Annotated in this window: 24 protein-coding genes; 16 read left to right on the forward strand and 8 right to left on the reverse strand. The window is 72.9% G+C overall.

Annotated features, from left to right (window positions below):
* Window position 1: 1 nt before the first annotated feature.
* The 3 genes from BLW82_RS27825 to BLW82_RS27835 are packed head-to-tail and all read right to left on the reverse strand — an operon-like array spanning window position 2 to window position 3,490.
* Window positions 2-1,423 carry an exopolysaccharide biosynthesis polyprenyl glycosylphosphotransferase gene (locus BLW82_RS27825; RefSeq protein ID WP_093502840.1) on the reverse strand — a complete coding sequence of 474 codons (1,422 nt, stop codon included), beginning with the start codon at window positions 1,421-1,423 and terminating at the stop codon, window positions 2-4.
* The gene (locus BLW82_RS27830) at window positions 1,420-2,562 is read right to left on the reverse strand and encodes a glycosyltransferase (protein WP_093502842.1); all 1,143 of its coding nucleotides are present in this window, start codon (window positions 2,560-2,562) and stop codon (window positions 1,420-1,422) included. Before BLW82_RS27830 ends, BLW82_RS27825 begins: the two co-directional genes overlap by 4 nt.
* 58 nt (window positions 2,563-2,620) lie before the next feature.
* Window positions 2,621-3,490 carry a hypothetical protein gene (locus BLW82_RS27835; protein ID WP_093502844.1) on the reverse strand — a complete coding sequence of 290 codons (870 nt, stop codon included), beginning with the start codon at window positions 3,488-3,490 and terminating at the stop codon, window positions 2,621-2,623.
* Window positions 3,491-3,751: 261 nt separating this feature from the next.
* On the opposite strand from BLW82_RS27835, the gene BLW82_RS27840 reads away from it, so the two are divergent.
* The 7 genes from BLW82_RS27840 to BLW82_RS27870 all read left to right on the forward strand — a co-directional run bounded on the left by BLW82_RS27840 (window position 3,752) and on the right by BLW82_RS27870 (window position 7,924).
* Window positions 3,752-3,991 (forward strand): chaplin, encoded by a 240-nt coding sequence (locus tag BLW82_RS27840; protein ID WP_093502846.1) that lies wholly within the window; start codon window positions 3,752-3,754, stop codon window positions 3,989-3,991.
* 227 nt (window positions 3,992-4,218) lie between these two features.
* On the forward strand, window positions 4,219-4,509 hold the full coding sequence (locus tag BLW82_RS27845) for a hypothetical protein (protein WP_093502848.1): 291 nt from the start codon (window positions 4,219-4,221) through the stop codon (window positions 4,507-4,509).
* 141 nt (window positions 4,510-4,650) lie between these two features.
* The gene (locus tag BLW82_RS27850; protein ID WP_093502850.1) at window positions 4,651-5,151 is read left to right on the forward strand and encodes a DUF5949 family protein; all 501 of its coding nucleotides are present in this window, start codon (window positions 4,651-4,653) and stop codon (window positions 5,149-5,151) included.
* Window positions 5,151-5,735: a vitamin K epoxide reductase family protein gene (locus BLW82_RS27855; protein ID WP_093502852.1), complete on the forward strand. Its 585-nt coding sequence runs from the start codon at window positions 5,151-5,153 to the stop codon at window positions 5,733-5,735. The genes BLW82_RS27850 and BLW82_RS27855 overlap by 1 nt, the downstream gene beginning before the upstream one ends.
* 213 nt (window positions 5,736-5,948) lie before the next feature.
* Window positions 5,949-6,470 carry a hypothetical protein gene (locus BLW82_RS27860; RefSeq protein WP_093502854.1) on the forward strand — a complete coding sequence of 174 codons (522 nt, stop codon included), beginning with the start codon at window positions 5,949-5,951 and terminating at the stop codon, window positions 6,468-6,470.
* 124 nt (window positions 6,471-6,594) lie between these two features.
* A complete protein-coding gene (locus BLW82_RS27865; RefSeq protein WP_093502856.1) occupies window positions 6,595-7,074 on the forward strand; it encodes a tyrosinase cofactor in 480 nt (159 codons plus the stop codon).
* The gene (locus BLW82_RS27870; RefSeq protein ID WP_093502858.1) at window positions 7,058-7,924 is read left to right on the forward strand and encodes a tyrosinase family protein; all 867 of its coding nucleotides are present in this window, start codon (window positions 7,058-7,060) and stop codon (window positions 7,922-7,924) included. The genes BLW82_RS27865 and BLW82_RS27870 overlap by 17 nt, the downstream gene beginning before the upstream one ends.
* A 64-nt stretch (window positions 7,925-7,988) precedes the next feature.
* On the opposite strand, the gene BLW82_RS27875 is transcribed toward BLW82_RS27870, so the two are convergent.
* The 4 genes from BLW82_RS27875 to BLW82_RS27890 all read right to left on the reverse strand — a co-directional run bounded on the left by BLW82_RS27875 (window position 7,989) and on the right by BLW82_RS27890 (window position 11,534).
* On the reverse strand, window positions 7,989-8,273 hold the full coding sequence (locus BLW82_RS27875; RefSeq protein ID WP_093508311.1) for a chaplin: 285 nt from the start codon (window positions 8,271-8,273) through the stop codon (window positions 7,989-7,991).
* 122 nt (window positions 8,274-8,395) lie between these two features.
* On the reverse strand, window positions 8,396-9,367 hold the full coding sequence (locus BLW82_RS27880) for a D-2-hydroxyacid dehydrogenase family protein (RefSeq protein ID WP_093502860.1): 972 nt from the start codon (window positions 9,365-9,367) through the stop codon (window positions 8,396-8,398).
* 253 nt (window positions 9,368-9,620) lie between these two features.
* Window positions 9,621-10,550 (reverse strand): NAD-dependent epimerase/dehydratase family protein, encoded by a 930-nt coding sequence (locus BLW82_RS27885; RefSeq protein ID WP_093502862.1) that lies wholly within the window; start codon window positions 10,548-10,550, stop codon window positions 9,621-9,623.
* Window positions 10,551-10,577: 27 nt separating this feature from the next.
* Window positions 10,578-11,534, reverse strand: coding sequence for a ScbA/BarX family gamma-butyrolactone biosynthesis protein (locus BLW82_RS27890; protein ID WP_093502864.1), 957 nt, complete (start codon window positions 11,532-11,534; stop codon window positions 10,578-10,580).
* A gap of 465 nt (window positions 11,535-11,999) precedes the next feature.
* Here BLW82_RS27890 and BLW82_RS27895 point away from each other — a divergent pair, with 465 nt between their 5' ends.
* Window positions 12,000-12,821: a response regulator transcription factor gene (locus BLW82_RS27895; RefSeq protein WP_093502866.1), complete on the forward strand. Its 822-nt coding sequence runs from the start codon at window positions 12,000-12,002 to the stop codon at window positions 12,819-12,821.
* A gap of 157 nt (window positions 12,822-12,978) precedes the next feature.
* A complete protein-coding gene (locus tag BLW82_RS27900; protein WP_093502868.1) occupies window positions 12,979-13,587 on the forward strand; it encodes a ScbR family autoregulator-binding transcription factor in 609 nt (202 codons plus the stop codon).
* Between the two features lie 11 nt (window positions 13,588-13,598).
* Here BLW82_RS27900 and BLW82_RS27905 read toward each other — a convergent pair whose 3' ends face one another.
* The gene (locus tag BLW82_RS27905) at window positions 13,599-14,183 is read right to left on the reverse strand and encodes a TetR/AcrR family transcriptional regulator (RefSeq protein ID WP_093502870.1); all 585 of its coding nucleotides are present in this window, start codon (window positions 14,181-14,183) and stop codon (window positions 13,599-13,601) included.
* Between the two features lie 399 nt (window positions 14,184-14,582).
* On the opposite strand from BLW82_RS27905, the gene BLW82_RS27910 reads away from it, so the two are divergent.
* The 7 genes from BLW82_RS27910 to BLW82_RS27945 all read left to right on the forward strand — a co-directional run bounded on the left by BLW82_RS27910 (window position 14,583) and on the right by BLW82_RS27945 (window position 19,794).
* Window positions 14,583-15,212, forward strand: coding sequence for an OvmZ protein (locus BLW82_RS27910; RefSeq protein ID WP_177233089.1), 630 nt, complete (start codon window positions 14,583-14,585; stop codon window positions 15,210-15,212).
* Window positions 15,209-15,427, forward strand: coding sequence for a hypothetical protein (locus BLW82_RS27915; RefSeq protein ID WP_093502872.1), 219 nt, complete (start codon window positions 15,209-15,211; stop codon window positions 15,425-15,427). The genes BLW82_RS27910 and BLW82_RS27915 overlap by 4 nt, the downstream gene beginning before the upstream one ends.
* 369 nt (window positions 15,428-15,796) lie before the next feature.
* Window positions 15,797-16,168: a dehydrogenase gene (locus BLW82_RS27920; RefSeq protein WP_256215980.1), complete on the forward strand. Its 372-nt coding sequence runs from the start codon at window positions 15,797-15,799 to the stop codon at window positions 16,166-16,168.
* Window positions 16,165-17,175, forward strand: a complete 1,011-nt coding sequence (locus BLW82_RS45685; protein WP_256215981.1) for an ester cyclase — start codon at window positions 16,165-16,167, stop codon at window positions 17,173-17,175. Before BLW82_RS27920 ends, BLW82_RS45685 begins: the two co-directional genes overlap by 4 nt.
* A gap of 96 nt (window positions 17,176-17,271) precedes the next feature.
* Window positions 17,272-17,682, forward strand: coding sequence for a nitroreductase family deazaflavin-dependent oxidoreductase (locus tag BLW82_RS27935; protein ID WP_093502874.1), 411 nt, complete (start codon window positions 17,272-17,274; stop codon window positions 17,680-17,682).
* A complete protein-coding gene (locus BLW82_RS27940) occupies window positions 17,679-18,269 on the forward strand; it encodes an NADPH-dependent FMN reductase (RefSeq protein WP_256215982.1) in 591 nt (196 codons plus the stop codon). The genes BLW82_RS27935 and BLW82_RS27940 overlap by 4 nt, the downstream gene beginning before the upstream one ends.
* 220 nt (window positions 18,270-18,489) lie before the next feature.
* Window positions 18,490-19,794: a cation:proton antiporter gene (locus BLW82_RS27945; RefSeq protein ID WP_177233090.1), complete on the forward strand. Its 1,305-nt coding sequence runs from the start codon at window positions 18,490-18,492 to the stop codon at window positions 19,792-19,794.
* Window positions 19,795-19,897 lie beyond the last annotated feature (103 nt).

The raw sequence follows: 19,897 nt of genomic DNA on the forward strand, positions 1-19,897 counted from the left end.
CTCAGCTCCCCGTCGAGCGCACGAGCGCGGCCGCGGTGCGCAGCAGGATGCAGACGTCCTGCCACAGCGACCAGTTGTCGATGTAGGCGTTGTCGAAGCGGGCCCGGTCCTCGATGGAGGTGTCGCCGCGCAGCCCGTTGATCTGGGCGAGTCCCGTGATGCCGGTCTGCATCCGGTGGCGGGCCGCGTAGCCCGGGTAGGTCTGGCTGAACTGGCCGACGAAGTAGGGCCGTTCGGGGCGCGGGCCGACCAGGCTCATGTCGCCCCAGAGCACGTTCCACAACTGCAGCAGCTCGTCCAGGGAGGTCTGGCGCAGGAAGCGGCAGAAGCGGCTCATCTGGATCTCGCCGGCCACGCTCCAGCGGGTGGCGGCCTCGTGCTCGTCGACCGGGCGGTGGGTGCGCAGCTTCAGCAGGGTGAAGGGGCGGCCGTCCTTGCCGATCCGCTCCTGCCGGAAGACGACCCCCGGCCCGTCGGTGATCCGCAGCACGGTCGCGCAGACCAGCAGCAGCGGCCCGGCCAGCACCAGCGCCGCCCCGGAGACGGCGATGTCCAGGACCCGCTTGCCGATGCTGCCGCGCCGCCGCGAGCCCATCTCCAGGCGGCGGCAGGAGAACCCGGCGAGCTGGTCGCGCGTCTCGTACGCCGGTGAGTCCGCGTCGACCTCCCACACCACGCAGCCGGACTCGGCCAGCGCCCGCAGCAGCGGGCCCTGTTCGGTGCGGACGGCGGGGTGGACGGTCAGGACCGCCCGGACCCCGTTCTGGATCAGGGCCCGCTCGACCTCCTCGCCGGTGGTCAGCACGGGCAGGCCCTCGGCGCCCTCGGGGTGTTCGGCGACGACGCCCACCGGGCGCACTCCGCAGGACGGGTGGCGCAGCACGGCGGCGGCGACCCGCTGAGCGGTGGCGGCCGGCCCGACGACCAGGGCGGCGCGAGGCCGGCGCAGCAGGGCGCGGCGGCGCCGCCCGTGCACCAGGCCACGGCCGGCGCCGGCCGCCGCCGCGTGCAGGGCGAAGCCGAGCAACAGGGCGCGGACGGACAGCGCACGGTCCGGGGTCCAGGCGGCGACGGCCGCGGCCAGGCCGAGCCAGACCACGGCGATCCGGCCGCAGACGGACGGGAGTTCGTCGAGGATCCCGGTCATCCGCCGGACCGTCTGCGGGCGCAGCAGTATCGCCCCGGCCACCAGCAGGGCGACCAGAACGGGCCGGCGGACGGCCTCGTCGAGCGCGGCTCCGCCGAGCAGCGCGGCACCCAGGTCGGCGGCGAGCAGCGGCACCGGGGAGGCGGGCCGCACGGGCGGCCGCCGCAGCGGGAACCGGAAGCCGCCGGCGGTGCGCGGCGGCAGCACGGAGACGGGCGAGAGTCCGTGGTCCCGGGGCTTTGCGCCGGGGGAGGGGACGGTGCTTTCCGCGGTCACGAGTGGATGGACTCCCTGCGCTCGAAGGACACCAGCGGCCGCCCGCCGAGGAGTTCGCGGTACAGCTCCGCGACCGCCTCCGCCGTGCGCCGCACATCGTGCGTGGACAGGACGTGCCGGCGCCCCCGGCCGCCGAGCGAGGCGCGCAGCTGCGGGTCGAGGAGCAGCGTGGCGACGGCCCCGGCCAGCGCACCGGGCCGGCCCGGTGGGACCAGGCAGTGCGCCGCGTGGCCGGGCGGCAGGCTCTCGCGGGCGCCGTCGACATCGGTGACCAGCGCCGGCCGCCCGCAGGCCAGCGCCTCCAGCGGGGCGAGCGCCATGCCCTCCCAGCGCGAGGGCAGCACCACCAGGTCGGCGGCCCGGTACCAGGGGCGGACGTCCGCGACGGGGCCCACGAACTCGACGGAATCCGGAGCGAGCCGACGCAGCGCGTCCCGGTCGGGTCCGTCGCCGACCAGGGCGAGCCGGGCGTCCGGCACCCGGCGCAGCACCTCGGGCCAGGCCCGCAGCAGCACGTCCTGGCCCTTCTGCCGGCACAGCCGCCCGACGCAGACGACCAGGGGAGCCCCGGCGGGCTGCTCGCCCGGGCCGGCCGGTGTGAAGTGCTCGGTGTCGATGCCGTTCGGGACGACCGTGTACCGGGCGCGGATCCCGGCGCGCATGCCGGTCGTGCGCTCGGCCTCGCTGACGCACACCACCCGGTGCGCCCAGCGCGCGCCCCACCGCTCCCACCGCAGGGCCAGCGCGGCGGTGGCGCCGCCGACCGCCTCGAAGGACCAGGCGTGCGGCTGGAACAGGGTCGGGACGCGCCCGCGCACGGCGAGCCGTCCGGCGAGACCCGCCTTCGCGCTGTGCGCGTGCACCAGGGCGGGCCGTGCCTCGTCGAGCAGCCGGCCGAGGCGTCGTACCTCGTCCGGGAGACCGGTACCCGGGGAGCGGTCGGCGTGCCACCCGCGCACCTCGGCGCCCAGGGCCCGCGCGCGTTGCGCCAGTTCACCACCGGGGCAGGCCACCGTGACCCGCAGACCGGCCGTGAGCTGGGCCTTCGTCAGATCCAGGACGACCCGGGCCACTCCGCCCTCGACGGGCTGCGCCAGGTGGAGGACCCGTGGCCGAGGGTCGGTGGCTGATCGGTGCATACGCGGATTCCTCGCTCACGGGGGGCGCGCTCGGGACTGCGGGCGGGGACGCGGCGTACTACCGCGCGTCCACGGCGGCGAAGAGCGCGCCCGCCCACGCCGCGTCGCGCTGGGAAACGAGCCGGAAGGTCAGCTGGTCACCGCCGTGGGCGAGACCGGTACCTGGATCGAACACATCCGAGTCGTAGCCGAGCGTGTTGGCGTACGCGGGCTCACGCCGGGCGCGTACCGGGCCGGGTTCGTTGATCGTGGAGTCGAGTACGTCGTCGGCCGGGTCGGCGGAGTCCTGGAGCGGGACGGGAGCGTGGCCGGCCGTGGTGTACGTGAGCGAGTCGCCGGTTACGCCCCGGGCGCCGTTGTAGGCCATGAGACCCACCAGGCCGCCGGCGCCACGCGGGGCGGGTAGCCCGTTCAGGCGTACCTCGGCCGGTGTGCCGAGGTACGCGAAGCCGTCCCGGAGGGAGAGCGTGCGCAGCGGCTGCGCCGGGTCCCCGTACCCCACGACCAGCGTCCAGCCGCCCCAGGCACCGGCCGCGGACCGGCCCGCGGCCGCGCTCACCCGGCCGACCGTCCACGGTCCCGCGCCGCCGGAGCGGACCGGTTCGGTCGCGTCCCTCGAGGCCTGGAAGGCGTCGGCGCCGTGGTCCGCACGGTGGCCCACGACCGTGTCGGCGAGCAACTCCGCGCAGGCGCCGCCGGGTTCGGCGATCAGCACCCGGCCGTCGTCCGCGCCCGGCTGCTGCTCGCCGGCCGGCAGGTTGCCGCCCCCGTACAGCAGCGGCGCGTGGTAGCGCTCGGCGAAGGGGATGCGCGGAGCCTCGGGGACGGGCGGAGCCGTCGCCCGGGCGGTGCCCGGTGCCCGGACCGAGGCGAGGACGAACGCGCTCGCCGACGCACGGCACAGCAGCGGGCCCAGGAGATTGCGCATGACCGGCTTCGTTCTTTCAGGGGGAGGGGCGGGAGGGGGGCGGGAAGAGTCCGATGTGATGGCAATACGGGTAAGTCCGGAGGTTCGCAACTCTAGTCGCTATCCGTATTAATCCGTCAAAACCGGTCAAGTGTGTCGGAGTCGTGAAGGCGGCTGCCCGGAGATCACCCCGATGGCGGCACAACCCGGCGCGGTGCCACGCGTTGACACAGCGCTGGGCATCCGCCCGTATGTTTGTTTCGACCCCAAGGAGACCTCTCCATGTCGCGTATCGCGAAGGGCCTGGTCCTGTCCACCGCCGCCGTCGCGGCCGTCGCCGGCGGTGCCGCCGCGGCTGTCGCCGACAGCGGCGCGAACAGCGCCGCCGCCCACTCCCCGGGCGTGCTGTCGGGCAATGTGATCGAGGTTCCGATCCACGTGCCGGTCAACGTCTGCGGTGACACCATCGACGTGATCGGCCTGCTGAACCCCGGCTTCGGCAACACCTGCGTCAACGACTGACGCATCGGCTGTTCCCTTCGGCCGGCCGTCCGCCCGCGCCCCCGCGGGCGGACGGCCGGTCCGTTTTTCCGGCCGCTTCCCGGACCGTGCCCGGTCCGGACGGTGCCTTCGGGATCTCATATGTCTTCCGAAAACGGGGTTTCCGGTCCGCCGGGACATCGTTGGACATGACGTCGAATTCCCCCGGGCGGCTTGCGTTGCCGAAAGTCGCCGAAGAAAGGAACATGATGAACTCGCTGAAGGCCGTCGCCGTCGCCGCCGGTTCCGTGGCCCTCGTCGGCGTCGCCGCGCCCGCGTTCGCCTACAACACCGCCGACCTCACGCCCACCAGCCTCAACGGCGCCGTGAACACGATCACCAAGGACGGCCTGGACCTGAACCAGGCGATGCCGCTGCGGCACCAGTCGAACGCGCTCGACACCGAGAACAAGCGCTCCCCGCTCAACACGGTCAAGGCCGCGGCCGGCGCCCTCAACCGGCACAACCCGCTGCTGGGCGGCCTGCCGCTGCAGAGCTGAGCCGGTGGGGGACGCGCCGGGCCGGGAGTGTTCGAGGGGCACCGAGGGGTGTCCCTCGTTCGTGTGGCCCGGCCGGCGGGCGTCCGCCGACCGGGTGAGCGGGCCCCCGGCCGCCGCACGGCCCGTCGGTAGGGTCGCGCGGTGACCTCAACCCCTAGCGCAACCCACCCGTTCCGCCTCGCCGACCTCGGCACGCTCGTCGTGCTGGCCTGGAGCGGCGAGGCCCCCGACGGCAGTGACATGCCCTACCTGCTGGCCTACTCCCTCGGTGACGCCGAGGGGGGTGCCGAGGCCACCGCGGCCGCGATCGAGGCGCTGCTGGCGAACAACGGGCTGCCGGTCGGCGGCGACCTCGTCGACGGCACCGCCCGGCCCGGCCTGCCCGTCACCCTGCTCGTCGAGGCCGGCCAGGCCGTCCTCAGCCTCGCACCGCTCAACGCCCAGTGTCCCGCGCCCGCGGAGTGGCTCGCCGCGGTCGGCGAACGCGGCTACGCCTACCTGGTGTTCACCACCCGCCCGTGGCCCGAGGGCGAACCCGGCAGGCCCGTCGACCCCGAGGCGCTGCGGGACTTCGCCGGGGCCGAGGAGACCCTGACCGCCGCCGCGCACGTCGTCCTGCCGGCCCGCAGCCTGCGCGGCTGATGGCCGAGGCCGCGGGGGCCGGGCGGGGGTTCGCGCTGCTGACGGTGGTCGCGGGGGCGGCCGGGCTGCTGGCCTCCTGGGTCATCACCCTCGACAAGTTCAAGCTCCTCGAGAACCCGCGCTTCGTGCCCGGGTGCAGTCTGAATCCGGTGGTGTCCTGCGGCAGCGTGATGAAGAGCGCCCAGGCCTCGGCGTTCGGGTTCCCCAACCCGATGCTGGGCCTGGTGGCCTACGCCGTGGTGATCTGCGTCGGCACCGGCCTGCTGGCCGGCGCCCGCTTCCCCGCCTGGTACTGGCTCGCCTTCGACGCCGGCTGCGCCTTCGGCATCGGGTTCGTGTCCTGGCTGCAGTTCGAGTCGCTGTACCGGATCGGCGCGCTGTGCCTGTGGTGCTGCCTGGCCTGGGTCGCCACCATCGTCCTGTTCTGGTACGTCACCGCCTTCGTCGTACGCCGGCGGTTCCTGCCCGCGCCGCGCCCGCTGCGGGAGTTCCTCGGCGAGTTCACCTGGGTGCCGCCGGTGCTGCACACCGGGGTCGTCGGCATGCTCGTCCTGACCCGGTGGTGGGACTTCTGGACGAGCTGAACAACGGAACTACGGAATACCCGAATTTCAGAGAAGTGAAATTTCAGAGAAGCGGAAATCCGGAGGAGTGGGATTCCGGAAGAGCGGACGAGTGCGGATTGGTGTACAGCCGACTAATGCTGCACCCGGGCGAATTGTGAACTGATGCCGATTCCGGCTCGTTACCCGGTACGGACCCCGCTCCTCTCGTATCCCGAAAGGCCCGTACCTGACATGAAGCCGACCACCCGAGGAACCCTTGCCGTCGTCGTCGCGGGCGTCGCCGTCGCCATGGGCGCGGCCGCCACGCCCGCCGCCGCGACCGACGGGGTCCCCGTTCCCGTGCCGCTGGACGGCGCCGAGAAGTCCCTCGGCATCGAGATGCCCAAGCTCGGCATGGAGCTGCCGCTGCTGATCCCCGGCGTCCCCGAGGGGCCCCGGTATGTCGAGGGCCGGCTCATCCCGGAGGGCGCGCTGCCGCGGGTGCCGATGAACGGCCAGCTGCCGGGCGTCGGCCTCAGCGTGCCGCTCCCGCGTGCCCTCGGCGCCGGCTTCGACCACGTCGGCGTCGACCTCCCCGCCTCCGACCTGCGCACCCTCACCCCTGGCCTGGCGCTGGACGCGCCCCTCAGCGCGCCCGACCCGCAGCACTACGGCGTGCCGCACCTGAAGATGCCCGAGGTCGGGGTGCTCGCCCCGGTCCTGCAGACGGTCGTCGGCGGCAAGCTCGGCGCCGGCTCCGGTACCGGCCGGTAACCCTCCTCGGGGTACGGCCCTTTCGGCCCGGTCCCGCGCCGGACGGCGGCGCGGTGGTGACCGGGCGCCCCCTCGGACGGTTACCGGTACCGACAGTGGTCGGTTAACCGTACGAGGAGTGAGCATGGTCGTCGGAATCGGTGGTGTGGCGGTGGGCGCGGAGCCGGGAGCCGGGCAGCCGGGCAGAGCCGGGACGGGCAGACCGACGCGGCGCGAGCTGACGCGGGGGCTGTTCGCCTCCGTGGTCGCCCTGGCGTTCGCCCCGGTCGTCGCCGCCTCCCGCCCCTCGCCCCCGGCCGCGGCGCCCGCGGGCACCTCCTTCGACGAGTCCTACCGGGGCCGCCGTATCAGGGGCGCCCTGGTACCTGCGGCCGGGCGGGCCGTCGACGGGGGCCAGTGGCAGGTCACCGTCGACGGCCGCCCGCTGCATCTGATGCGGCGGGCCGACGGCAGCTGGCTCAGCATGGTCGACCACTACAGCTCGTACCCGACCCCGCTGGCGGCGACCCGCGGGGCCGTCGACGAGATGGGTCCCGGCCAGCGGCTGCGCGATCCGGCGCCGGGCCACCTGCACATGGGGGGAGACCATGGCGTACGTGCGTAAGGACGTCAGCAGGCTGACGGCCACCGAGCGGGGGCGGCTCGTCAAGGCGTTCCTGGAGGTCAAACGGCGGGGCGAGTACGACGAGTTCGTGCGGACGCACATCGAGTACTACACCCCGGACGGCGAGGACGGACTGCGCGCCGCCCACATGGCGCCCTCCTTCCTGCCCTGGCACCGCCGCTTCGTGCTCGACCTGGAGCAGGCCCTGCGCCGGGTCGACGGGTCGGTGACGGTGCCGTACTGGGACTGGACGAGGGACCGTTCGGCGTCCGGTGTGCCGTGGACGAAGGACCTGCTCGGCGGCAACGGCCGGCCCCGCGACCAGCAGGTGATGACCGGCCCGTTCGCCTATGCGGCGGGGCACTGGACCATCACGGAGGGCATCACCGACGGCGAGTTCCTCGCCCGGGACCTGGGCCGGGCCCACGATCCGATCGACCTGCCCACCGGGGCCGAGCTCGACCGGGCGCTGGCCGACCCCGCCTACGACGTCCCGCCGTGGGACTCGACGGTCGCCCGGGGTTTCCGCAACCGGCTGGAGGGCTGGGGGACCGGCAGCGGCAAGGCGTCCTGGCACAACCACAACCGGGTGCACCGCTGGGTCGGCGGGGCCATGCTCGGCGGCGCCTCCGTCAACGACCCCGTCTTCTGGCTCCACCACGCCTTCCTCGACCTCCAGTGGGAGCGCTGGAGGTCCCGGCACCGCGGGCAGCGCTACCTGCCGGCGAAGCCGCCGGGCCCGGGCGACCCGCAGCGCGACCGGATCGTCGCCCGCGGCGGGAAGCTGCCGCCGTGGGACGTCACCCCCGAGTCGCTGGAGGACGTGAGCCGGATCTACCGGTACGCCTGAGCCGGTCCGGACACGGGAGGAGCCCCGGCGCCCAGGGCGCCGGGGCTCCTTGACGGGCGGCGGCTCAGGAGCCGTAGCCGCCGTTCTTGCCGTCACCGGCCTTGAGGTGGCCCTCGTTGCCGCAGGTGCTGCCGAACGCCGGGTTCAGCAGACCGATCACGTCGACGGTGTCGCCGCACACGTTCACCGGGATGTTGACCGGGACCTGGATGACGTTGCCGGACACCACGCCGGGCGAGCTGACGGCCTCGCCGTTGGCACCCGCGTCGGCCAGGGCCAGGCCGGCGCCGCCGATCACCACAGCGCCGGTGCCGAGGGCTACGACGGCGGCCTTCGCGATGCGAGACATCACGTTCTCCTTCTTGTTGCTCGGGGAGTGCGGCGGCAGGACCAGCCGCCGCACTCCCCGTTCAACGCCCCGACCTGCGGCTGGTCACGCCGATCAGCGGACGATCACTCCAAGGGCCGGAGTCAGGACACCCCCCGAGGCAGCCGCCGTACCGGGGCGCCCGCCAGGAAGGCCCGGATGTTCTCCACGGCCTGGCCGTAGTAGGTCGTGTAGTTGGCGTAGGAGACGTAACCGAGGTGGGGCGTGGCCAGCAGCCGGGGCGCGGTGCGCATCGGGTGGCCGGCGGGCAGCGGCTCGGTGTCGAAGACGTCGACGCCGGCGCCCGCGATCCGGCCCTCGTGCAGCGCGGCGAGCAGCGCGTCCTGGTCCACGATGGCCGCGCGGGAGGTGTTGACGAGGTAGGCGGTGGGCTTGAGGAGGGCGAGTTCGGCGGCGCCGAGCAGCCCCCGGGTGCGGTCGCCGAGCGCCAGGTGGACGGAGACGAAGTCGCTGGTGGCGAGCAGGTCCTCCTTGCTCGGCGCGAGGCCGACGCCGACCTCCTCGGCGCGCTCCTTGCTGAGGTTCTGGCTCCAGGCGCTGACGTGCATGCCGAAGGCGAGCCCGACCCGCGCGACCTTGCTGCCGATCTTCCCCAGGCCGAGCAGCCCGAGCCGGCGCCCGTGCAGATCGGCGCCGACGGTGGACTGCCAGGGCCCGCCGTCCCGCAGCGCCGCGCTCTCCTGGACCAGCCCCCGGGCCAGCCCGAGCAGCAGCGCCCAGGTCAGCTCGACCGGCGGCGTCGAGGAACTCTCCGTCCCGCACACCGTGATCCCGCGCGCCTCGGCGGCCGCGTAGTCGATGACGCTGTTGCGCATCCCGGAGGCGATCAGGAGCCGCAGCCGGGGCAGCCGCCCGAGCACCGAGGCGGGAAAGGCGACGCGCTCGCGCAGGGTGACCACGATGTCGAAGCCGGCGAGAGCCGCGACGAGTCCGTCCTCGTCCCCGGGATGCTCCCGCAGCGACACCACCTCGACCTGACCGGCGAGCGAGGCCCAGTCCCCGAACTCCCCGCCAACGCCTTGAAAGTCGTCAATCACAGCACAACGAAGACCCATTGCCTCACCGTACCGGCGACTCCGACGCGCCCCGGCAGGGGCGCTGGGGGTACCCCCGGCCGAAGGCCGGCGGAGGAACTGCGCGGCCGGCCGAAGACCACCCGCGGCCGCCCGACAACTGGTCCCGGCACCCCCGTTGGCGCACAGCACGGCACCGCACGAAAAAGCCGCCCCTGATCAGGGCGGCGCAAAGGGGTCCGGTGGGTGGGGCCACCGGACCCGGTACCGGGCGCAGCGGGTGCCGGGCGGAACGTCAGTTCGTCGCAAGGATGGAGCGGTACCACGGTTCGGCCAGGCCGAACCACGTCTCGAAGCCACCCCCCGGCCGCTGACCGAGATCCGCCCAGAGCGCGTCGGCCGCGAAGAAGTGGTCCGTCGTGAGGATGTCGAGCGTGCCCTGCGGAACCCCCTTCGCCGCGAGGATCGCCTTGGCCCCCTCGACGGTGAGGTTGTCACGCGGCCAGTCGATCCCCGCACACCCGGCGACCGCCCGCAGCGCACTGCCCACGGTGACCGGCGCCGGATCCGCGGCGTGGTACACCCGCGAGGTCAGGACCCCGTCCGGCGCCAGCGCGGTCGCGACCAGCAGCCGGGCCAGGTCCGGCGCGCCGATGACCGACGCCCGTGACAGCCAGCCGGCCACCACTCCCGGCAGGGCCCGCAGCAGCCGTGCCAGGGTCGGGCCGACCCACAGGTCCCCCACTCCGAAGACCAGATGGGGCCGGAGCACCACGCCGCCGGCCGAGAGGACCGCGTCCTCCGCCGCCGCGCGGGTGCGGGAGGTGACGGAGCCCGGATTGCGGGTGAGCTCCTCGGGCCGGAGGCCGCGGAAGGTGCCGCGGCCGTACACCGAGGCCGTGCTGAGCTGGACGATCCGGCGCACTCCGGCCCGCCGCGCCTCGGCGACCAGCGCGGCCGTGCCGCGTGCGTTGACCGCCTCGTTGGCCGCGGCGCTGCCGCCTATCTGTGCCGCGCAGTGCAGGAGCACGTCGACCCCGTCGCACACCCCGCGCAGCGAGCGGGGGTCGGTGAGGTCGGCGTGCACGGTCCGGGCCCCTGAGCAGGACCGCGGCAGGGACCGGCGGTGGCTCATGAGCCTGAGGTCGGCCCGCCGGCGCTGTGCCTCGCGCGTCACGTGGGCCCCGACGAACCCGGACGCGCCGGTGATGAGAAGGATGGACACGGGGAGACTCCCGGGAAGCGGTCGCGGTCAGCGGACACGGGGCCGCAGGAGGAGTTCGGCGGTGAAGACCGTCTCCTGCCGCTGGCTGCCGCGCACCCGCACCAGCAGGTCGCCGCGGTCGCCGTGGGGTTCGGGGTCGGCCGTGATCCAGCAGGGCGCGTCGAGTTCGGCGTACCGCGTGAACTCGCTGCGCGTGCCGAGCAGCAGGGCGCAGGGTGCCCCGGTGCGGGCGTGCGCGGCCTGCCGGGCGGCCTCCAGGAGGAACATGCCGGGTATGTGGTCGACCGGGTGGTCGAAGTAGGTCGGGTGCGCGGTGTCGACCCGTAGTTCCCATCTGCCCCGGGTGCCCGGCGCGGGTTCGCACAGGGCGACGTGCCGCGCGGTGGCGTGACCCACGGCGGCCGGGTCGAGGGCCGGCGGCGGGGTGCGGTCGGTGCTGGTGGGGCGCTCCCCGCGCATGCGCCGGTACACGTCCGGGCTCATGCAGCGGAACGCGGCCGAGGCGGTGGCGCGGGCCCCGTTCTCCCGGACCACGGTCACGTCGTAGCGCATCTCCCGCAGCCGGCCGGCGCGGCGGACGACGTCCCGGCAGACCGCGTGCATCTCGACGTCGGTGGGGACCGCGTCCGCGACGAGCAGGTCGGGCTCGGCGGTCACGGACATGTCAGACATGAGGAACTGGTAGCCGAACGGCACGTCGAACTCGGCGTGGGCGAGCAGGGATCCGATCTGGCGGATCGACTCGATCAGCAGCATCGGGTCCTGGTATCCGCCGTCGGGGGCGAACAGCGCGTGGCTGCGCGGCCATTGGGCCCGGACGACGAAGCCGTCGAAGCCGTCGGCGCCCGGGGACTCGTCGCGCTCCCAGCCGGTGAGCAGGACTTCGGAGACCGCCGCGCGGTGGACGTACTCACGCGGCACAGTGGTGGTCAGTCCGGGAAGCAGGGGCTTCGGGGCGATGGCCCGGTCGGTGAGGTGCGGCATGTGCAGCGCTCCTGTGTCGGTGTGACGGGAAGGAGGGGGCAACAAGCCGTACGCCGGCTGTCACCCCCCGTGGCCGACGTTCTGCCCCACAAGATACAGACAGGTCGGTCCGGTTCTGCAAGAGGCGAAGCGATTTCTTGGGCGAGTCGGGATGCCTTGAGGGCTTGCCATCGATGTCAACGGTCCGATATGTCGGCATTGTAACCATGAAACGTACAAGGTTGTATGGTTCATGGAAGATGTATGACCCTTGGCCAAGTCTTTCCGTGGGGCGACTTAACGGAGTCTGACCTCCCACTTGTCCGGTATTCCGACGAAATCGCAGCTCAAGATAGGGGTGTTAAGGGGTGGCGCGAGCGGCGCGCCTCTGGCTCGGGGCAGTTGACAATCAGACAAGTCTGTTTGGTACGGTCTGGTCGTGAACCCGCAGTCCGAGATGACGTGGATGTGCCTCAGGGGGAGCAGATGAAGCGCCAGTACGCGGACCTCGTGGCGCCGTCGCCGCGCCGCCACCGCTCGCACGGCCCGCTCGTCCCGGCCGGTCACCCGGCCGGCCACTCGGCAGCGCACCCGGCCCACCGGGCCCCCGCGTACGGCGCGCCCCGCGCGGGCGCGCTGCACGTCCTGGTCGTCGAGAACGACCCACGGGCCGCCGACCCCCTCCTGCAGGGGCTGGCCCGGCACGGCTACGCCACCCACGGCGCGACCACCGGCGCCCAGGCGCTGCGCGCCCACCGGGAGGCCGACCTGGTCCTGCTCGACCTCGACCTGCCCGACCTCGACGGCCTGGAGGTGTGCCGCGGCATCCGGGCGGTCAGCGACCTGCCGATCATCGCCGTGACCGCACGCGGCTCGGAACTCGACTGCGTGCTCTGCCTGCAGGCCGGTTCGGACGACTACCTCGTCAGGCCGTACGGCTTCCGGGAGCTGCTGGCCCGGATGGAGGCGGTACTGCGCCGGGTGGGGGTCCGGCCGGCGGACGAGCCGGCGGCCGGCCGGGTCGTCACCCACGGGCCGCTGCGCATCGATCCGGGCGCCCGCACGGCCGTCCTCGACGGGCGGCCCCTCGACCTGACCCGCAAGGAGTTCGACCTCCTGCACCTGCTGGCCTCGCAGCCCGGCACGGTGATCCCGCGCCGCCAGATCATGGCCCAGGTGTGGGACGACGCGTGGTCGCCGCGCGGCCGCACGGTCGACACCCACGTGGGCACCCTGCGCGGCAAACTGGGCTCCAGTGCCTGGATCGTCACCGTCCGGGGGGTCGGCTTCCGGATCGGCAGTCCCTAGCCCTCTCCCGCGTTATCCCAGCTCACGTCCGATTCCGGCGCACGGCTCGGGAACCGCTTGCCGACAACTCCCGCCGCGGTACTGACCGTGAGCCGCCTGTGCGGCTTACGATACAGACCAGTCTGTTGAATTCAGCGGGAGAGCGTAAGGATCTGGCATGGCTCAGCAGGAACGCGGCAAGCGGTCACGGCGGTCGATCCTGGAGGCGGCGGCCCAGGTCTTCGACGAGCGCGGCTACGACGCCGCCAGCACCAACGAGATCCTGGCCCGCACCGGACTCACCCGGGGGTCCCTCTATCACCACTTCCCCTCCAAGGAAGCCATCGCGCTGGCCCTGGTGCAGGCCCACGCCGAGGCCCTGCAAGTGCCCGAACGGCCGATCAGGCTGCAGTCGGTGATCGACCTGACCCTGGAGTTCGCCCGGCGCCTGCAGCACGACGCGGTGCTGCGCGCGAGCGTGCGGCTGACGACGGAGCAGACGTCGTTCGACTGCCCGCCGCAGACCACCTACGAACAGTCCATGGACACCATCCTGACGCTGCTCCAGGAGGCCGAGAAGCGGGACGAGATCCTGCCGGGGGTGGACGTGCGCGAGGTGGCCTCGCTGGTCGTCGGCTCGTTCACCGGTCTGCAGATCATGTCCCAGGCCTACACCGGCCGCGCCGACCTGCCCGAACGCACCAGCGTCCTGTGGAAGTTCCTGCTGCCGGGACTCGCCACGCCGGGCCTGGTCGGGCGGCTGCGCACGACGCCGCCCGAGGAGTGACCGGCCCGCCCTCAGATCCTGCGCTCGCCGCCCCGGCCCGGCGGCAGGTCCCGGTCGAACAGCGGGCGCAGCAGCCGCCACAGGCGCTGGGTGATCTCGCCGTCCCACCAGCCCGGGTCGGTGTGCCCGAGGGCCTCGACGCCCGCGGCCATCACCACCGCCAGGTCGGCGAGGTCCCCGGCCTGCTCCGCGGACTCCTTCTGTGCCTCCGTCACCCGCTCGTGGACCGCGGCGAGCAGGTCGTCGCGCAGCCGGGGCGGTCCGGCCGAGCCGTCCGCGGCCAGCTGCATGCCCGCCCGGACGACCTTCTCGGTGCGCATGGCCTCGCCGAGCGCGAACAGGAAGCGCTTGGGCGCGTCCGCCGCCGGCCCCGCGAAGGCCTCCTCGGTCAGCGCCTCCACCCGCGCTCTCGCCTCCTCGTACACGGCCGCGGTCAGCGCGGTGGTGGAGGCGAAGTGGTGGTAGAGCGCCCCCCGGCTGACCCCGGCTCGGCGGCAGATGTTGACCAGTCCCGCGTCGGACAGCCGACCGTCCGCGATGAGCTCGGCGGTGGCATGGACGAGAGCCTGACGCGTGTGCTCGGATCGCGCCTGCATCAGGTCGTACCCGCCTTCCCTGCCAGCAGTGTGCCCGGTACGTGCACGCGCTGCGGGCATCGGTACCAATGGTGGTAAGAATCATACAACCATGCCTGTTTCATGGGAGGACCCCGGCGGTGGCCTACCTCCGCATGATCTCCACACGATCCCAACTTCCCTGGCGGCAGGGGTGGGTGTCCGGAAACATGCGCGGTGAGCGACGTCCCGAATGCGTCCTCAATCAGACAGGTCTGTTTGTAAAAGAGTGCGAATCCGGCCAGTTGACACAGGGTTGACACTCCGCTGACAGAGCTGCGGAGGATTGTGGGAAGCCTGAACCGCCGTGCGTTGAAGCGGCCGCCCGCCCCCGTGAGACTGGACGCAGTTCCACACGGACCGAGGATTCGGGGGATCCGAATGGAAGAGCCGGAGCGACTCACGGACGACCACGTCAGCCGCGACTGCCGCAGGCGCTGCGGCCGGATCTGCGTCCGCTGCCTGGACCGGATCGACGGCGGCCTGCGCACCCTGCTCGACCTGTACCGGGAGAGCGACCAGGCGCTGGTGCCCGGGGCGCCGGTGCTGCGCGAGCGGGTGAGCGGCAGCCGCGCCACCGTCGGCATCGTGCTCGACGAGCGGACGCTGGCCCTGCGGGCCCGGGCGGCCGAGGTCATGGCGCTGTGGGCGCGGCTCGTCGTGGACGAGCGCGCCGGCGCCCGGCCCGCGGACCGCGGGGTGCCCGCACTGGTCGGGTTCCTGCGCGGGCAGCTGTCCTGGTTCGCCGGGCACCCGGCGGGCGCCGACCTCGACGAGGAACTCGCCGAGCTCCTCACCGACTTCGGCCACCTGCTCGGCCCCGGCCCGGTCCGCCGGTTCGCCCTCGGCGCCTGTACCCGGCCGGAGTGCGCCGGGACGCTCTACGGCGTCCTGCCGGCGGACGGCGGCGACCGGGTGCCGGACCAGGTGGCCTGCGACGCCGGCCACGCGCTGCCGCCGCGCCAGTGGCTGCTGGTCGCGAACCGGGCGCGGGAGGCGGTGACGACATGACGGGCACGGGAGACGGTGACGGCGGGACGGTGCCCGCGGCCGCCAAGCCGCGCACGGTCCCGACGGAACTGGCGGCCCTCGCGATGGGCGTCACCCAGGCGACCATCCGCAAATGGGCCAGCCGCGGCAAACTCACCCGCCACGGCGGCCCCCGGCGCGCCGAGTACGACCTCGACGAACTGTTCGCACTGGTGCGCAGGGGCGAGACCGAATAGCCGGCGCGAGGCCCCAAAACCACAGCGAATTCGAGTAAGTCCGCGCCGCCGCACGGAATTCACCGACCATCACCGCAAGAAACCGGATCCGTGCGGGGATCCGGTACGAAGCAGCCCCCGCGGCCCGTCCCCCTGCCGCGGGGGCTTCTTCGGTTACCGCCCTGATCATCAACTCGCTTCATTTAAAGGGCAGTTGACGCATCCGAACAGAGGTGTCACACTCTTTTCGGCGCCCCCCTGCCCAGACGGCGGCGGCGCTTCTTGCGGGCTTCTGCATTCGAGCCCGTGGCATCCATCCCGAAATCCGTGCCCCGACCGGGGCGCGGATTTTTTGTTTTCCCTCCGCCCCGACTTGAGGAAGTGTGGTCGATGCCTGTTTCCACCTGGACACCCGTCGGACAATGGACGGGTACGGTCACGCACGACGGCGAGGTGGACGAGTACACCGTCGCCTTCGCCCCGGACGGCTCGCTCTCGGTCACCACGCGCAAGAGCACCGGAACCGGCGCCTGGACCGTCACCGGCGACGACTCGCTGGAGTTCTCCCTGCGCGAGGACTTCAACCTCGACGTCACCCAGATCAGCCCCAACGGCCACCGGGCCGCGTACATCCAGATCGACATCACCGCGCGGCACGACGGCGACGCGCTCACCGGCGAGGGCAAGGCCGTCGTGCACGGCCCCGACGACGTCGTGATCTACGCGACGGACGCCCGGACCGAAGCGCGCCGGGTGTCATGACGGCCGAGGTCGCCCGGCTCACCGACGTGCTGAGCCTCAGGGACCTGGCCGGGCGCTATCTGGCCGGCCTCGACGAGGGCGGCTTCGACGAGACCTGGGCGAGGTCCCTGTTCACCGAGGACATCGAGATGACGTTCCCGGTGGGCAGCCACCGGGGCCTCGCCGGGGTGTCCGGCTTCACCACCGAGATCATGGCGCGCTGGGGTCGTACCCACCACCACGGCTCGGAGACCCAGGTCGACGTCGACGGCGACCGGGCCGAACTGAGCTGGAGCCTGATCGCCTCCCACGTGCACCACGGCTCGCCGCTGCCGCCGGACCCCACCCAGTACTTCCAACTCGGCGGCCGCTTCACCGGCACGGCCCGGCGCACCCCCGGCGGCTGGCGTTTCGACCGGCTGCGGCTGCGGATCGTGTGGACGACCGGCGCCGTGCCCAGGGGAGTGACCCAGGTCGACCGGCAGACCCTCGACACCCGGGGAAACCTGCCCCCTTCGGCAGCCGCTTCGGCAGCCACTTCAGCAGAGGAGAACGCACCCATGCCGACCACGCTCACCGCGGACCAGCAGAAGGAACTGATCGAGAAGGTCTTCCACGAGGGCCTCGACCTCGGCGACCTGTCGGCCGCCGACCGCTACCTCACCGCCGACTTCCGCAACCACGGCAGCCACGACGACTCGATGCGCGGCCCGGAGGCGTTCAAGCACACCATCCGGATCCAGCAGTCCGCGTTCAGCGACATCAAGTACGAGATCCTCGACTTCATATCGATGGGCGACAAGGCCGCCATCCGCTGGGTCATGCACGGCCGGCACACCGGCCCCTTCATCGGGATCCAGCCGACCGGGCTGCAGGTGCAGCACCAGGCGATCATCTGGTTCCGCTTCGAGGGCGACCGGATCGCCGAGCGCTGGGGCATCGTCGACAACTTCGCCCTGCAGAAGTTCCTCCAGTCCGGCGGCAGGCCGGCCGGCCCGCTGACTCCGGCGGGCAAGCCCGCGGCCTGAGCCGCGCCCGGCCGCGCGGCCCGGCCCCCGCTGACGGCGGCGGGGGCCGGGCCGTGCCGCCATGGAATCGACGTGCCCTACGGAGGGACCTGAGTCATGCCGATCGACAGGAAAGTCGCCCGCTTCAACCGGCGGTTCGCCAACCACTTCGTCGGGCCGCTGTTCAGCCGGCTGCCCGGTTTCGGGAAGGTGCACCACCGCGGCCGCAAGTCGGGGCGCGAGTTCGCCACCCCCGTCAAGCTGTTCCGGCGCGGCGCGGACATCGTCATCACACTGCCGTACGGGCCCGGCTCCGACTGGGTCAAGAACGTGCTGGCGGCGGGCGGTTGCGAGATCACCACGCGCGGCCGCCGGATCCGGGTCACCGCGCCGGTGGTCTTCACCGACGACGGTACGACGCAGATGCCCGCCCTGACCCGGCGGATCCTCTCCCGGGTCGAGGCCACCGAGTTCCTCGCGCTGACGCCGGTCGCCGAACCGGCGCGGCTGCGGGCGGCCCGGCCGTGACCGCCGCCGGTCTGGTCACCCGACCGGTCAGGGTGGTGCTGCTGGTCGGCTCGGCCCGTGACGGGCGGCTCGCCCCGGACGTCGCGGGCTGGTTCGCGCGGGTCGCCGCTTCCCGCGACGACCTGGTCCTGGACGTCGTCGACGTGGCCGAGCACCTGCTGCCGGCGGGCCTCGACGAGGCCGACCCACGGGCGGCGGCGCTGCGGCCGCGGCTGGGCGGGGCGGAGGCGTACGTGGTCGTCGTACCGGAGTACAACCGGAGCGTTCCGGGGCCGCTGAAGACCCTCATCGACAGCTTCCAGACCGAGTGGCAGGCCAAGCCGGTCGGGTTCGTCGGCTACGGCCTCGGCACGGCGGGCGGGGTGCGGGCGATCGAGCATCTGCGGCAGATCTTCGCCGAGTTCCACTGCGTGGGGATGAAGGACGTCGTGACGTTCCCGCGGGTGCTGGAGCACTACGGTGCCGACGGCACGTTTCCCGCGGAGCCGGCGGGGGCCGAGGCCGCGGCCAAGCTGATGCTGGACCAGCTCACGTGGTGGGCGACGGCGCTGCGTGACGCCAAGTCCGCGCGTCCCTACGGGACGTGACAGTTCCGGCGGCGACAACGCGCCCCGCAAGGGGCGCGGGGAACTGCGCGACCAGCCACATCGGACCTGCGGTCGGCCCACCACGGAGCGCGGCGCTTCGTGCGCATCGCGGTGCCTCGTGTGGTTGCCGGGCGACCGCGGCGCTGTCGTGGCTGATCGCCCAGTTCCCCGCGCCCCTGAAGGGGCGCGTCACCTGATCCCACTTCATGAGGAGAACGCGATGGCTGCCGTCGCCCCCGATCCGCTCACCCCTCTTCTCGTCGCCGTGCCTGTGGTGATCCTCGCCTGCAGGGCCGGGGCCCAGCTGCTCAGGCGGCTCGGGCAACCCCCTGTCGTCGGCGAGATAGTCGTCGGCATCCTGTTCGGCCCGTCCCTGCTGGGCTGGCTCTGGCCCGGCGCCCAGACCTGGCTGTTCCCGCAGTCGGCGCTGCCCTACATCGGCGTGCTCGGGAACATCGGCCTGCTCGTGTTCATGTTCCTCGTCGGACTCGAACTCGACCTGAAGTCCCTGCGCGGCCACAGCAGAACGGCCGTAGCGGTCTCCCAGGCCGGGATCGCGCTGCCGCTGCTCCTCGGCACGCTGCTGGCCCTCGGCATGTACGGCGACTTCGCCCCGCCCGGCACCGAGAAGCTGCCGTTCGTGCTGTTCATCGCGGTGTCGATGAGCATCACCGCGTTCCCGGTGCTGGCCCGCATCCTGACCGACCGGGGCCTGTACCGGACCCGGCTCGGCGCACTCGCCATGGCCAGCGCGGCCGTGGACGACGTCAGCGCCTGGTGCCTGCTGGCCGCGGTGGTGGCGGTGACGAAGAGCAACTCGCCGCTGGAGGCCCTGACCACCGCCGGGTACGCGCTCGCCTTCGCCGCCGTGATGTTCCTCGTCGTACGGCCGCTGCTGGCCAGGTGGGCCGCGCGGGCGGAACGCCGGTACGCCGACGCGGTCGTGCTGGTGGTGCTGTTCAGCGGGCTGAGCCTGGCCGCCTTCGCCACCGACCGGATCGGGGTGCACGCGCTGTTCGGCGCCTTCCTGTTCGGGGTGGTCACCCCGCGCGGCAGCCGGCGGATCGAGGCCACGGCGGCCCGGATGCGGGCCTTCGCGGTGCCGGTGCTGCTGCCGCTGTTCTTCGTCAGCACCGGGCTGAAGACCGACGTGGGGCTGCTCGGCGGCAGCGGTGCCCAGTGGCTGTGGGCGGGGGCCGTGCTCGCCGTCGCCGTGGCCGGCAAGTGGGGCGGCGGCACGCTCGCCGCGCGGCTCTCCGGCCGGGACTGGCGGGACTCCATGTCGCTGGGCGCGCTGATGAACTGCCGTGGCCTGACCGAGCTGATCGTCCTCAACATGGGGCTCGGTCTCGGGGTCATCGGGCCGGAGCTGTTCACGGTCCTCGTGCTGATGGCGCTGCTCACCACGGCCATGACCACCCCGGCGCTGACCCGGATCCGCAAGGGGATCGACGAGGAGCCCGAGCGGGAGACGGCCGGAACCGGCCAGGACGAACCCGCTCTGGAGATCGCGAGAACCCGCTGACCTGCGCCTGCGGGCGGGGCAGCGGCGTCAGCCGCCGACCGGCGAACAGTTCCGGCCCTGATGGTTGGAAGATTGCTAGTTGGAAGCTTGATAGATAAGTGAG

Source organism: Streptomyces sp. Ag109_O5-10, assembly GCF_900105755.1.
In the GTDB taxonomy this organism is placed as follows: Bacteria; Actinomycetota; Actinomycetes; order Streptomycetales; family Streptomycetaceae; genus Streptomyces.